This is a genomic window from Priestia koreensis, assembly GCF_001274935.1.
GTDB classification, from domain to species: domain Bacteria; phylum Bacillota; class Bacilli; order Bacillales; family Bacillaceae_H; genus Bacillus_AG; species Bacillus_AG koreensis.
Genome location: NZ_LILC01000032.1, coordinates 73,540 through 86,709, shown reverse-complemented (window position 1 = coordinate 86,709; position 13,170 = coordinate 73,540). Strand labels below are relative to the sequence as shown.

General features: G+C 40.8%; 16 protein-coding genes. 11 read left to right on the top strand and 5 right to left on the bottom strand.

The features are described 5' to 3' along the window. The first annotated feature begins 411 nt into the window (after nt 1-411). Together AMD01_RS20880 and AMD01_RS20875 are read left to right on the top strand one after the other, a co-directional pair. Complete coding sequence (locus AMD01_RS20880; RefSeq protein ID WP_157052807.1) at nt 412-1,092, top strand: DUF2711 family protein; 681 nt, start codon at nt 412-414, stop codon at nt 1,090-1,092. A gap of 159 nt (nt 1,093-1,251) precedes the next feature. Next, entirely contained in the window at nt 1,252-1,701 is a 450-nt protein-coding gene (locus tag AMD01_RS20875; protein WP_053403400.1) for a YlbF/YmcA family competence regulator, read from the top strand. Here the strand turns inward: AMD01_RS20875 and AMD01_RS20870 are convergent. Further along, nucleotides 1,698-2,021 (bottom strand): hypothetical protein, encoded by a 324-nt coding sequence (locus AMD01_RS20870; protein ID WP_053403399.1) that lies wholly within the window; start codon nt 2,019-2,021, stop codon nt 1,698-1,700. The two genes, AMD01_RS20875 and AMD01_RS20870, sit on opposite strands and share 4 nt — an antisense overlap. A 97-nt stretch (nt 2,022-2,118) precedes the next feature. On the opposite strand from AMD01_RS20870, the gene AMD01_RS20865 reads away from it, so the two are divergent. Next, nucleotides 2,119-2,394, top strand: a complete 276-nt coding sequence (locus tag AMD01_RS20865; RefSeq protein ID WP_053403398.1) for a YlbG family protein — start codon at nt 2,119-2,121, stop codon at nt 2,392-2,394. Between the two features lie 44 nt (nt 2,395-2,438). On the opposite strand, the gene AMD01_RS20860 is transcribed toward AMD01_RS20865, so the two are convergent. Continuing rightward, nucleotides 2,439-2,822: a DUF7147 family protein gene (locus AMD01_RS20860; RefSeq protein WP_053403397.1), complete on the bottom strand. Its 384-nt coding sequence runs from the start codon at nt 2,820-2,822 to the stop codon at nt 2,439-2,441. 399 nt (nt 2,823-3,221) lie between these two features. Here AMD01_RS20860 and rsmD point away from each other — a divergent pair, with 399 nt between their 5' ends. Further along, the gene (gene rsmD, locus AMD01_RS20855) at nt 3,222-3,797 is read left to right on the top strand and encodes a 16S rRNA (guanine(966)-N(2))-methyltransferase RsmD (protein WP_053403396.1); all 576 of its coding nucleotides are present in this window, start codon (nt 3,222-3,224) and stop codon (nt 3,795-3,797) included. Between the two features lie 11 nt (nt 3,798-3,808). Then, the gene (gene coaD, locus AMD01_RS20850; protein WP_053403395.1) at nt 3,809-4,291 is read left to right on the top strand and encodes a pantetheine-phosphate adenylyltransferase; all 483 of its coding nucleotides are present in this window, start codon (nt 3,809-3,811) and stop codon (nt 4,289-4,291) included. 42 nt (nt 4,292-4,333) lie between these two features. Here coaD and AMD01_RS20845 read toward each other — a convergent pair whose 3' ends face one another. Then, nucleotides 4,334-6,073, bottom strand: coding sequence for a S8 family serine peptidase (locus AMD01_RS20845; RefSeq protein ID WP_053403394.1), 1,740 nt, complete (start codon nt 6,071-6,073; stop codon nt 4,334-4,336). A gap of 131 nt (nt 6,074-6,204) precedes the next feature. After that, nucleotides 6,205-7,413, bottom strand: a complete 1,209-nt coding sequence (gene ylbJ / locus AMD01_RS20840; RefSeq protein WP_053403393.1) for a sporulation integral membrane protein YlbJ — start codon at nt 7,411-7,413, stop codon at nt 6,205-6,207. 157 nt (nt 7,414-7,570) lie between these two features. Here ylbJ and AMD01_RS20835 point away from each other — a divergent pair, with 157 nt between their 5' ends. Together AMD01_RS20835 and AMD01_RS20830 are read left to right on the top strand one after the other, a co-directional pair. Then, nucleotides 7,571-8,368: a patatin-like phospholipase family protein gene (locus tag AMD01_RS20835; protein WP_053403392.1), complete on the top strand. Its 798-nt coding sequence runs from the start codon at nt 7,571-7,573 to the stop codon at nt 8,366-8,368. Continuing rightward, nucleotides 8,355-9,380, top strand: coding sequence for a SepM family pheromone-processing serine protease (locus AMD01_RS20830; protein WP_053403391.1), 1,026 nt, complete (start codon nt 8,355-8,357; stop codon nt 9,378-9,380). The genes AMD01_RS20835 and AMD01_RS20830 overlap by 14 nt, the downstream gene beginning before the upstream one ends. Before the next feature lie 44 nt (nt 9,381-9,424). Here AMD01_RS20830 and AMD01_RS20825 read toward each other — a convergent pair whose 3' ends face one another. Continuing rightward, a complete protein-coding gene (locus AMD01_RS20825; protein ID WP_053403390.1) occupies nt 9,425-10,630 on the bottom strand; it encodes a nucleotidyltransferase in 1,206 nt (401 codons plus the stop codon). 160 nt (nt 10,631-10,790) lie between these two features. Here AMD01_RS20825 and AMD01_RS20820 point away from each other — a divergent pair, with 160 nt between their 5' ends. From AMD01_RS20820 to AMD01_RS20805, 4 genes are all read left to right on the top strand, one after another. After that, on the top strand, nt 10,791-11,300 hold the full coding sequence (locus AMD01_RS20820) for a YceD family protein (RefSeq protein WP_053403389.1): 510 nt from the start codon (nt 10,791-10,793) through the stop codon (nt 11,298-11,300). A gap of 69 nt (nt 11,301-11,369) precedes the next feature. Then, nucleotides 11,370-11,543 carry a 50S ribosomal protein L32 gene (gene rpmF / locus AMD01_RS20815; RefSeq protein WP_053403388.1) on the top strand — a complete coding sequence of 58 codons (174 nt, stop codon included), beginning with the start codon at nt 11,370-11,372 and terminating at the stop codon, nt 11,541-11,543. Nucleotides 11,544-11,714: 171 nt separating this feature from the next. Continuing rightward, nucleotides 11,715-12,476 (top strand): enoyl-CoA hydratase/isomerase family protein, encoded by a 762-nt coding sequence (locus tag AMD01_RS20810; RefSeq protein WP_053403387.1) that lies wholly within the window; start codon nt 11,715-11,717, stop codon nt 12,474-12,476. Between the two features lie 59 nt (nt 12,477-12,535). Beyond that, complete coding sequence (locus tag AMD01_RS20805) at nt 12,536-13,144, top strand: RsfA family transcriptional regulator (protein WP_053403386.1); 609 nt, start codon at nt 12,536-12,538, stop codon at nt 13,142-13,144. The last annotated feature ends 26 nt before the right edge of the window (nt 13,145-13,170 follow it).

The window sequence follows — 13,170 nt, the reverse complement described above, 5'->3', positions numbered from 1 at the left end:
GCGGTGAGCTTCCTCGTCGCGTTGCTTCCTGCGGGATCTCACCTGACTCGCTCATCCTGCAGGAGTCTTCGCATCTTTCACTTCGGTCCTAGTCGGTTGAAGTAGTGAATCATAAGGGTATGTCTCTTCGTTCCAGCTCGCTACGCTTTCCGCAGGGCGAGTGGTGAGCTAATTGTAGAGGAGTCTTTGCGTCTTTCACTAGGGCTCTATTTTCATTGATTTCTTATTACCTCTTATAATAGGACTTTTGCGGAGTGTGGTTCCTCTTTAGGGAACGGTTGTAGAGGTGAGAGCACTGAATACGATGTGAAAGAGTTTTTGATGTAATCACTTGTATTTGAAATAAGAGATACGTATAATAACCTACACTTGTCTAAACTCAGCGTGCAGCGTCTGAAGGGAGGGTATTATTTGTTAAAGTATATTTGGTTAAATGAACGGAAAACGATCTTAAAACAGCTTCCCAGAACGTTTAAGTCCGCAGCGCTATTGCTTCACCCTTTCGCTCAAATGCCTTCTGGATGGGAGGAAAACATAAGGGAGAATTCATATCAACATATTTATCCGAGTGATGAAGAGATTCTTACAATGGGTAAACCTGTTCCTTGGCAGAAGGTCATGTTGAATGGTGGTTTTAATTCCCCTAAGGAAGTAGCATTAGCTTTAATCACTTCTATTGGTGCTTTCACAGAAAAATATAGACGAGAGGATTTAGCTGATCGCTTAAATTTACATCTTCGCCCAGTCTTTTTTTATCCAACAGAGGATCGAACATCGGTGTTTTTAATGGATCGTTTATTGAAGCTAATGGGCTCAAAAAGAGCGAAGAAACTATATTTCTCAAATCCGATATCGGGGGATAATGGTTTATTGACCATCAATGATACGTCTTCGTTAGATCTATGTGACTTATCGGGTCATGAGTTAATCGTGGCAGATGAAAACAGCGATTATGCTTTTATGAGTTTGTATGACTCCTTTACAACTTTGCTGATTGCAAAAGATGAGCACATTGAGGATATCGTTCAGTTGATGAATTGTGAGGGAATCATATGTGACCAAAAGACTTCTGTTAATTGGCATATGCAATAAGACGTTTTTAGCTTAGAAGCTACTTTAAATATTAATAAACGTAAACAATCCCTTTCTAGAACACTTGGGGAAGATCACCATTTTTTAGAAAAAGGCGTGTTTAATCATTTTCTTCTCGGCTTTATCCGTGATAAGATAGAGGTGGAGGTGTGTAAAACCATGCTTGTAACATCAGAGACTGTTCAGCTTTTAGATGGTGCTGAGCACATTGGAAAGATGATTTTACAATCCGATGTCGTTGAACATTATCGTCAGTGTTTATATACATTTAGGCAAGATCAGGAAGCTCAGGCGCTCGTCGCGGAATTTGTGAAGATGAAAGAGCGTTACGAAGAGGTACAGCGCTTTGGGAGATATCATCCTGACTATAAAACCGTCACAAAACAGACGCGTGAGCTGAAGCGCTCAGTAGATCTTCATGAGACGGTCATAGAGTTTAAAAAAGCGGAAAACGCCGTTCAAAAGCTTTTAGATGAAGTGAGCGTCATTTTAGGGTACTCCATTTCTGAGCAAATCAAAGTGCCGACCGGAAATCCGTTCTTTGATACCGGTTCTTCTTGTGGTGGCGGATGTGGTTCAGGTGGAAGCTGTGGATGTAGCGTTCACTAAGTTCGTTCGTAGCGAACGCAGTCTGTGCAATTATTTCCACAGCAAAACATTTTCTGAAGCGGAACGATGAAGCGATGCTGATACACATAGCGGCTTCCATCGTTTCGGACGAATGAAGTTCTCCACGTAACTTTTTGGTGAGAGGCAGCCCGGATAGATGAGGCTAAAATGGCCTCATCTATTTCTTTTTTTGTAGTATTCATATCTGCATCAATGTACAGGAAAGGTATACCAGCGAAGTTTTTTTGCTCATACTGTAAAATATGGGAACTTGTATGAAGGTGCTGGAAAAAGATTTTCCATATTTCATCTAAATTCATATCTCTATCACCCAAATCATGATATGATTATTCATAATTACTCGTACATAATCGCAATGGTTTTATAAATACTGATTACACTTAAAGGGGAAGAAGTATGTTTGTGGAGCGTCAAGGAGTCATTGTATATGTTCAGTCTGTGAAACAGGCTAAATCGTTAAGAAGATATGGACATGTTCAATACGTTTCAAAAGATTTAAAATACGTGGTGTTATATTCTAATATGGAAGATCATGAAAAATTAGTAGAAAAGCTAAATTCTCTTCCTTTTGTTAAAAAAGTGATGCCTTCGTATAAGCCGTTTTTGAAAACTGAATTTGAAAATTCAAAGCCGGATAAAGCAAAGGAATATGATTATAAAATTGGAATTTAACCACTGAAAAAAGGGTATGTGATGATCACATACCTTTTTTTTGATTATTGCATCGGTAAAATATAGCGATTCATTCGCAAAATACCGATGAGGTATTGATAGTAAAGGTCCGTTTCAGCAAAGCTTTTAGATGATCGAACATCAATTGAGATGACCTTTTTTTCAAGGGATGCAGCGAGCTCTTGAAACAGCTCTATGCGTTTGCTTGACTCGGTTAAGGCAATCCCTTCTCTTGAGATATAAAGAGGCTGAAATTTCCCTTCAGACGCAGGAGAGAGCACAACCACAAAGGAGCCTTTTCTCTGTCCATCAATCGTTGTTTCAAGTAATAATAGATGTGCAAGGCGATGCTTGTTAGAGCGAGCCAATTCAAACAGCTCGTAAATATCAGAATAGCCTTCACCAAGCTCAATAAAACGTTGAATCATGTTTGTCCTCCGGTATAAAAAGATTGTTATATGCTAACTGTACCATTGAACAAGAGGACCGTAAACATTAAAAAAACCTATAACCATCAGGTTATAGGGCCCCTCTTATATTGATTTGAATGACACGAGCACGCAAATCAAGTCAAGAAGGCAAAGGGAGAGGAGAAACCGGAGGAAGAACTTATGGGGAAACGTAAGTCTTCTCCGCGGTTGGCAACAACACCTTTATCAGGAGATGTTGTTACCTTTATTATTTCCAAACATGCTCATGTTATACGAAAGTTGGAAAAAATATTTCCGTCCTGAGGGGAGAAATAATGAATTTCCCTAGTTTTTATAAAATAATTTGTGGTAGGATAATGAAGAATATGCAGTAAACGAAGTAAGGTTGTGAGAAAAATGAGAGTTGTATCTGGCACAAAAAAAGGACTAGCATTAAAAGCCGTTCCTGGAACGACGACGCGTCCAACGACAGATAAGGTAAAAGAATCTATTTACAATATTATTGGTCCCTATTTTGAAGGTGGACTTGGTTTAGATTTATTTGGTGGAAGTGGTGGATTAGGCATCGAGGCGTTAAGCCGTGGGTTAGATAAATTTATTTTTGTTGACCGAGATGGTAAAGCCATTCAAACGATTAAAACGAATTTAGCTACGTGTGGGTTCGAAGATCAAGCAGAAGTGTACCGAAACGACTCAGACCGTGCGCTTAAAGCGATTATTAAACGGGAGCTCCAGTTTGATTTGATCCTGTTAGATCCACCGTATAAAGCACAAAAATTGAAAGCGCTTATCGAATCGATTAGCGAAGCATCACTGCTAACTTCGACAGGGAAAATTGTTTGTGAGCATGACAAAGGTGTTTCATTGCCCGAAACAATTGGTACTTATGAACGAACAAAGGCTGAAATTTACGGTATTACCGCAATTACAATCTATGAGCCTGCGCAAACTGAACAGGTAGAGGAAGAATAAGGAGGAAGGAAATGGGGAGTGTAGCCATCTGTCCAGGGAGCTTTGATCCCGTTACAAATGGACATCTAGATATCATTAAGCGTGGAGCAAAGATTTTTGACACGCTGTACATAACTGTTTTAAATAATTCTTCTAAAAATCCACTTTTTTCCGTAGAAGAACGAATCGCGCTACTTCAAGAAGTAACGAAGGATATGCCTAATATTACGATTGAAGCATCGCAAGGTCTGTTAATGGAATATGCGAAGAAAAAGAACGCCAACTGTATTTTGCGCGGACTTCGCGCTGTATCAGATTTCGAATACGAAATGCAAATTACGTCTGTTAATCGCGTGCTTGATGAATCCATTGAGACATTTTTCATGATGACAAACAATCAATATTCATTTTTAAGCTCTAGCATTGTGAAAGAAGTAGCCAAATATGGTGGAAATGTATCAGAGTTAGTCCCACCTGCTGTTTCAGAAGCGTTAATACAAAAATTTCATACATAAAAAAAGAAGGTGCAGCGCTGCACCTTCTTTTTTTCTCGCCATTTATTTGTCTGTTACAAGTAAAGAAAGCGTATGTTGAAAATTTTCGGTGCTGCCAGTGATGGAGTAGACTCCTGACATATCTAGTGGAACATCTTTTTCGAGGGTGATAAAGGCTTTTCCGTGTTTATCACTAATTGTTGAAAAATGAAGGATCTGATTAGAAGGAGTAGTAGCTGTAAATGAGATTTTTTTGGAGCTGAGCGGACGATTTTTTGCATCCAATACGCTTGCTGTGATGGTAGTACCGCGCCCTTTTTTTACAAGCGTAGGGCTTGATAAAAAGAAGTGAAGATGGGAGGAGCTGGGCTTTGGGACCATAAAGGAAACGCTTGTCTTTTCTCCGTTTCCTAATGAAGAGACGTCTACTTTATACGTTCCAACGGCTTGTGTAGATGAAAACGTAAAGGTAGCTTCCCCGTAGTCATCGCTTTCTGCTGTAGATGAGATCTTTTTTCCAGATGGCATTGTCACCGTGTAGCGAAGGCTGACGTGTGGGGCAGGTTTAAGCGTTAGGAAATTTACATTGGTTTTAATAGCTACGGGTTCATTTGGCAGTAGAGATGGCTGTGAAAGGTTCACAGTTAGCTGCGTCATCCCTTCATTAAACGGTGCTTGAATCAATCCGTATCCGTACATGTCATCCTTTCCTAGTGGTCCTACATCTTTAGCTGTCGTAAATAATTTTTGCGACAGCTCTTGTGCGGATGCATTTGGAAAGGCTTCTTTTAATAAAGCCAAGTCACCTGCCACATGAGGAGCGGCCATTGATGTTCCGCTTAAGCGAGCATAGCTATTAAAGAGATAGGTGCTTTGGATGGAAGAACCTGGTGCGACAACGTCTAACTCAGGTCCGTAGGAAGAGAAGGAAGAGCGATTCATGTCTTTGTCTACGGATCCAACGGCAATGACGGGCTCATACTTTGCTGGATATAAAAGACCAGGCGTTTTAGAACTACCCGAATTGCCAGCTGCTACAACGACTTGAATACCGTTTTGTGTGGCGATGTTAATGGCTTGTTCTAAGGCTTGAGAGGGGGTGCTTGTCCCAAAGCTCATATTAATAATATCGACTTGTTCATTAACGGCCCACATGATGCCTTTAATGATATCTGACAGATAGCCATTTCCATTTGAATCCAGTACTTTTACGGCGTAGAGTTCTGCATTAGGTGCTACTCCGACAGTCCCACGGGTATTATTTTTGGCTGCAATAATACCTGCGACATGTGTGCCGTGGCCATGGTCGTCTCGAAAAGATGTGGTGTACGACACCATTGAAACACCTTTGACGACGTTTACTTCCTCATGTGGTCCTATTCCTGTATCAAGAACAGCCACCTTGACCCCTTTTCCTGTATAAGTGGACTTCCAAGCATATGATGCATGAACCGCTTGTACTCCCCAGTCCATCACCTGTTCTAACAAATGAACTTTTTTATCTCGTTCGATTGAAACAACGTTTTGATTTTCCAAAAACGATGCAATATCTTTTTGTTCAAATGCCCCGCTGACAGCAAAAGCTCCGTTGAACGAAATTACATCATACCTTTGCTTTTTTTTCCAATTGGTTAGTGCTTTGTGATTATGAAAAGATGGGGTGAAACTCACAATCAGATCGTGGTTTTGTCCGTCTAATAAAGAATGAGCTCGTACGGTTGGAACACCAACGAAGGAAAAATCATTGGAAAAAGGAAAGAGAAAAAGTAGAGTAACCCCAATCATTAGCAAAAACTTTTTCATGAAGCATCACACTCCATTAAAAAAATCATGTTCAATAGTTAACATATGAATGCATGTTTTTAACGGAGCTAGAAAAAACGCCTTTTTCTCATTAGAAAAAGAAAAAGCTGGAGATGTTTCTCCAGCTTTTTTTATAAAGCACGACGCAAATTCTTAAAGAGTAGCCAAACATACAAAAGTAAAAATCCAATAGTTAGAAGAGGCCCGTAGGTGATGCACACATGCCAATATTCACTCATCCATCCAAAGGTTTCGTTTGTGGAGGTCGGAACGGACGGATTGTATGATGTGATATACGAATGGAGAGGGCGCCACAGTAAGATGGTAATCATCATCGCGAAGCATCCATGAAGAATACGAGCAATAAAAAATGGTAAAAACTTAATATCAGTTTCAGCTAAGATACTGGCAACTTGAGCCTGAACAGAAAAGCCGCTAAAGCCCAGTATGAAGCTTGTGATAATGGTCTGGTGCAAAAGGTGAGAAGACGTAACATCACTCGTTAAACGGCTTCCGAGCGTAATTTCAAATAGGCCTGAGACAAACGGCAGCGAAAGATCGGTTGAAAGATGGAACAGTGGAAAAACAAGTGAAAGCAAATGACTGAACAGAGAAGTCACGTTCATTAATAACAGAAGCTTGTTTAAAACCGAAAATAAAATAATAAATCCACCAATCATTAAGAGGCTTTGAATAGCAGAGCTAACCGCATCCCCCAACAGTTTTCCAATCGGACGATTATCGGAAAGGCGGTAACGATGCATTTCTCTTAGCGCTTCTTTAAAAGAAGGAAGACCTTTTTTAGATGGCGAATCTATGACAGAAGAGCCACCATAGAATCTCATGATTATGCCTACGGATAGATTACCGAGGTAATGGGCGAGTGCAAGTAAAATGCCAAGGTGGGGATTATGGAAAAAACCGACCGCTACCGCTCCGCAAATAAACAACGGATTAGACGAATTTGTGAAGGAGACAAGGCGGGTAGCTTCAAGAGATGTCAGCTGCTTTTCTTGGCGAAGGCGAGCCGTAAGCTTGGCCCCTGCTGGAAACCCTGAAGCCATCCCCATCGCAAGAACAAAACCCCCGGCTCCTGGTACACGAAAAATAGGTCGCATAAACGGTTCAAGAAGGATACCGACAAACTTTACAACGCCAAAGCCGATCAGCATCTCAGAAGCAATAAAAAAGGGAAGAAGCGAAGGGAAAACGACCTTCCACCACATATCTAATCCCCGCACAGAAGCCTTTACCGCTTCTTGGGGGAAAATAATTAATGCGCCTGCTAGCAGAAGTGCGCTCGCAGAAAGTAAGAGTGTTTTAAAGACGGATTTTGTCAAACTTGTTCTCCTCCTAGAGTAATGGCTTAAAATATGCATTTCAAAGGGAAAAATGGTAAAATTACTCCAATATTGTACAACCTATATATCAATATACGAGTCTAGCCCTGGAATTTAGACCATAAGAATGAACAATAGATAAAGGAGGGGATGTGTCTTGAAAGATCCAACGGTTGGTTTAGCTCTTGGATCTGGTGGAGCCAGGGGTTTTGCGCATCTTGGGGTGTTAAAAGTGCTGCATGAGGCTAATATTCCTGTTCATTGTATCGCGGGAAGCAGCATGGGGGCTCTTGTAGCCGCTTTTTATGCGACGGGAATGGACATGGAACGCTTATATAAAATCGCCAACGCTTTCAAACGAAAGTACCATTTAGACGTTACAGTCCCCAAAATGGGGTTCGTTGTTGGAGAGCGAATTAAAGAATTAGTAAGAGTCTTTACTCATGGAAAGAATATTGAAGACTTAATGATTCCGATTGCGATTGTGACCACCGATTTAAGAACGGGAGAAAAAGTGGTTTTTCGGGAAGGACCTGTGGCAGAAGCCGTCCGAGCAAGCATCTCCATTCCCGGTATTTTTGTTCCTGAGTCGTTTAATGGGCGACTGTTAGTCGATGGTGGAGTCGTGGATCGTATCCCCGTTTCTGTGGCGCGTGATTTAGGAGCAGATATTGTCATAGCGGTAGATGTTTCGAGAGTCAAAACAAACGCAGAAATCGGCTCGATTTTTGATGTTATTTTACAAAGTTTAGACATTCTACAAGAAGAGCTCGTGAAGCATCGTGAAATTGCGTCGGATATTATGATTAGGCCCCACGTTGAAGCATTTAGCTCGCGTGCATTTAAGAACATTGCTGAAATTATTGCAATAGGTGAAGAAGAAGGTAGAAAGCATCTGCCTAAAATTCAAGCAACGATTGAAAATTGGAAGGAGCAGCACCATGAAAAAGAATAAACTATTTACGTTGTCACTCGTGCTGGGAATTATTCTGGCGTTTGTGATTGTATTTTTTCCGCTTCCCTACTACATTACAAAGCCAGGAATGGCACAAAAGCTAGACCCTATCATTGATGTGCAGGGTGGAACAGAGGAAAAAGGCGATTTTATGCTGACAACGGTTCGAATGGGGAAAGCAACCCCGCTTTCATACACGCTCGCTCATATTCAGGATTTCCAGGAAGTATTTCCTGAAAAAGATATTCGTCAAGAAGGGGAAAGCGACAAAGACTATAATTACAGACAGCTTCATCTTATGGAAACTTCAAAGCAGTCTGCGATTGTCGTCGCGTACCAAAAAGCAGATAAACAAATTGAGTTCCACAACAAAGGCGTATACATTATGAGCGTAGTGCCAAAGATGCCTGCTGAAAAAGTGTTAAAAGCAGGAGATCGCGTACATAAGGTGGACGGAAAAGCCATTCAAACAGCAGATGAATTCATTTCATTCGTATCTCAGAAGAAAAAAGGGGACGCTGTGAGCATTACATACGATCGTAATGGCAAAATGTACACCAAATCGGTTAAGATTCAACCGTTCCCAGGATTGAAAAACAAAGTAGGACTAGGTATTACGCTCATTACGGATCGAGATATTACCGAGACACCAAAAGTAAAAATTAACACCGAGCAAATTGGCGGGCCCTCAGCTGGCCTCATGTTTTCCTTGGAAATTTACAATCAGCTAGTGGAGGAAGATACAACCCACGGCTATCAGATCGCAGGTACAGGGACGATTAACGATGAGGGGATTGTAGGGCCGATCGGTGGGATTTCACAAAAAATTGTGGCCGCTAGTGACTCAGGCGCAGAAATTTTCTTTGCCCCTGCTGAAGGCGGTAGAAAAGACTCCAACTACAATGAAGCAGTAAAAACAGCGAAGAAAATTGATACAAAGATGAAAATTATTCCTGTGAACACGTTTGATGATGCCATTGCATACTTAAACAAATTAAAAGATAAAAAATAAAGATAAAAAAAGCTCCTTTTCTCACAAGAGAAGGAGCTTTTTCATTAGGAAAGAATAATGGGCGGAGTAGTGAAGTCTTGCATGCTAAACTGAGATCGTAACGGCTCCGGTAAACTCATTCCATAAACAGAGGTGGCTTTTAAATCTAATCGAAGAATCGTGTCTGCTTGTTTTTTTGAAATTTTCGTCACAAGTGGAACCTCAATTTTTTTCTTTATTAGCCGTAAATATTCTTGTCCTTTTTTTGTCATCCCGAGCACCCGAACGTAAGGAGGAGCGTCAACGTGTAAAAAGGGCTTCATTTCTTCTTTCATCGTGTGCGTTAAAATATGGACACACATACGCTGAATACGTGTCCACGTGTAGCGCTTTGTTTTCACAAGCGACATAAATTCCGCAAACGTACTAGCGCGTTTACTAGCGTCAAGCAGGCGATACTCAATTCCTTCTTCCATTTCGTAAATATCAGCAAGCTGACGAGGTGTCATCGTTAGAAGCTTGTATTTTAACAGCGTAAAATACTGTTCCCAGTCGTGAAATCTTCCGTACGTTGTGACATAATCCTCCAGCAAGCGAGTTGTAGAGGCTGGTACATAGGGAGAAATTTCTTCGATGGATGATTGAGTATGTAAGCTTTTTCGAATACTAGTCGCGCTCGCAATAGGTGTGGTAGGAAGTTCTATGTCGTGGTAATGTGCTTGCGTACGTTTAATCGTATGCGGAGTAATGCCTGTATGCTGATCGATGATCGCTTTCACATAGGCATATCCTAAAATATTGTTTGGTTGTGATAAATCAATGCTATCTTCAGTCGTTTGAAGCGCTAGCGACATAGCTTTAGGGTAGCTGTAGCCTTCTTTTAACAGCGATTTTACATGCTCAGATGGCTGTGAGGAGTCAGTGAGTTGCACAGCACGTTGAAACGGCTCAATTCGGCCGTCCTCGCTTCCAAAGCAAATGGACGCCACCTGTAGCTGATTTAAAATAGCAACGGCTCCAGCGGCAAATGTGTCTGCCTGTTGTGTAGCGTATACGTACGGAAGCTCTACAATCAAGTCAACTCCTGAGCGCAGTGCCATTTCGGTTCGATACCACTTTGACAAAAGGGCAGGTTCACCGCGTTGTAGAAAATGTCCGCTCATCACGCCAATCATACAGTCAGCCTCTGTTTGTTTTTTGGACTCATGAACATGAAAATCGTGTCCGTTGTGGAAGGGATTATATTCCACGATAATGCCCGTAGCTTTCATTTACATTCCTTCTTCACAAGTTTATTTGATTATAGTAGTCATATGGTGTTAAAATGGCTTTATAAATTTTTTAATTAAGATCATTATAGTGTAAAGAAAAAATATTGACAAATACTTCTGTGAAAGCTATAATCATCTTTGTTGCCTTGAGGTGATAGATATGAAATGGACAGTACATCAATTGTACCAATTGCAAAATAAAGGTCTAAATTTTGATGAAACGATTGACGGTAAAGAATTTACAGATATGGGTGACGAAATTCGCAGAGTTTCAGACGTTCATATAAAAGGACGAGCAGACATTAGTTCTGCAAGAGTAACTTTTAGCTTTACTGTTGAAGGAGAACTAACATTACCATGTGCTCGCACATTAGTCGATGTTCAATATCCTTTCAGCATTCATGCAAATGAAACTTTTATTTTAAAACCAACTGATTATGAAGATGAAGAAGTGCATTTTTTAGAAGGCGATATAGTAGATCTATATCCTGTTATAAAAGAGCTGATTCTTCTCGAAGTTCCGATGCAAGTGTTCAGTGAGAACACCGACGTATCGGGAGCAGCTCCTCAGTCTGGTAAGGATTGGGAAGTTATTAGTGAAGAAAATCGGAAAGATCGTATCGATCCTCGCTTCGCAGCGTTGCAAGATTTCTTCAAAGACAAGAAGTAATAATTATGAGAAGATCCGGCGTTATCCGGCCTTCATATGATTTTAAACTCTTTTAAGGAGGTGGGAATAATGGCTGTACCTTTTAGAAGAACATCCAAAACTAGAAAAAGATTGCGTCGTACGCACTTCAAATTACAAGTTCCTGGTATGGTAGCATGCTCAAACTGTGGTGAAATGAAATTAGCTCACCGCGTATGTAAAGCTTGTGGGACTTATAAAGGAAAAGAAGTAAAAAGTAACTAATATTCACAGTTAAAAGACATTCTCAATTGAGAATGTCTTTTTTCGTTTGATCATTTGTTGATCATGGTGATATGCAAGGAGATTCTGTGACTTCCTACGACACTCAAAGCAGGAATTCCCCCTTTGTATACAGAAACCATGTGGTGGAGTATGCAAAAGGGGGATCTACAAATGGAGTATCAATTTACTGTAAAAGAAGACGGGAGAGCCGTTTTTGTAATTAACCGTGCCCATAAAAAGAATGCGATTAATTATGAAGTGATGAAAGGGTTGAAGGATGCGATTACTGCTTGTAAAGAAAACGATGATGTAAAAGTACTTCTCATTACAGGGGCAGGACAAGACGCTTTTTGTAGCGGTGGCGACGTTCAATTGTTTCATGCGCTAAAGACGGAAGAAGAAGCATATAGCATGCTTTATCCAATGGGGGGAATTTTATATGAACTTATGACCCTTCCGAAGCCAACAATTGCTGTTATCAACGGGATTGCTCTTGGAGGAGGATGTGAGCTTGCGTCAGCTTGTGACATTCGTATAGCAGTCGACTCGGCCAAAATTGGTTTTATTCAAGGCAGGCTAGGCATTACAACAGGATGGGGCGGAACAACGATCTTGCAAGAAAAACTGTCCCCTCAATCCGCTTTACATATGCTTTATTCGGCTTCTACCTTTTCAGCAGAAGAGGGAAAAGAGTACGGGTTTATTCAAAGAGTAGTTTCCGCTTCCGCATTGGAAGAGAGTATGAAGCAGCTTCTGGAGCCTCTGTTGCAAAAAAGCGCGTCCGTCTTGAGACAGTATAAAACGCTTTATACAAAGCGTTGGGAAGCAAATGGGCTATTCGCTCGAATGCAGGAAGAAATCCAAGGCTGTGCGGTCTTATGGGCAGGTGAAGAGCATCATCAGGCGGTGGAATCATTTTTACAGCGTAAGTAGTCTATCTTTTCTAGTAAGTGCATATTTATTTACTAAACGGTTTTAGGAGGGATAGATAGATGACGTCTTCTCGCCAAGATGCTTGGACGCAAGACGAAGACTTGCTTCTTGCTGATTTAGTATTGCGATATATAAGAGATGGGGGCACACAATTAAATGCATTTGAGGAAGTAGGAAGAAGGTTGTCTCGGACAGCTGCAGCATGTGGCTTTCGCTGGAATTCCTATGTAAGAAAGCAGTATAAAGCAGGCATTGACCTTGCTAAAAAGCAGCGCAAACAATTAAAAGCACAACATTCCACAACAGAACGAGCGAGAGCAGAAGCCCCTCGGAGGGAAGTGCAATCCTCATCGTCTGATTTAACTCTTCGTGATGTTATTCATTTTTTAGAGAATCTAGAGATCACAGCGGAAAATGCCAATGACGTGGTGAAGTTAAACGTAGATTTAAAGAAAAGAGTAGAGGGATTAGAACGTCATATACAGCGGTTAGAAAAGGAAAAGCATCTCCTTCAAAACAATCTTGTCGTCGTTGAAGATGACTACAAAGCGCTCATTGAAATTATGGAGCGAGCTCGTAAAATGGTTGTGCTCAAAGAGGACGAAAAAAGCGAGAAAGTAAAATTTCAAGTAGATCAAACGAGCAAATTAAAAAAGATAGAGAAATAAATAAAAACAGCTGATGAATTTCATCA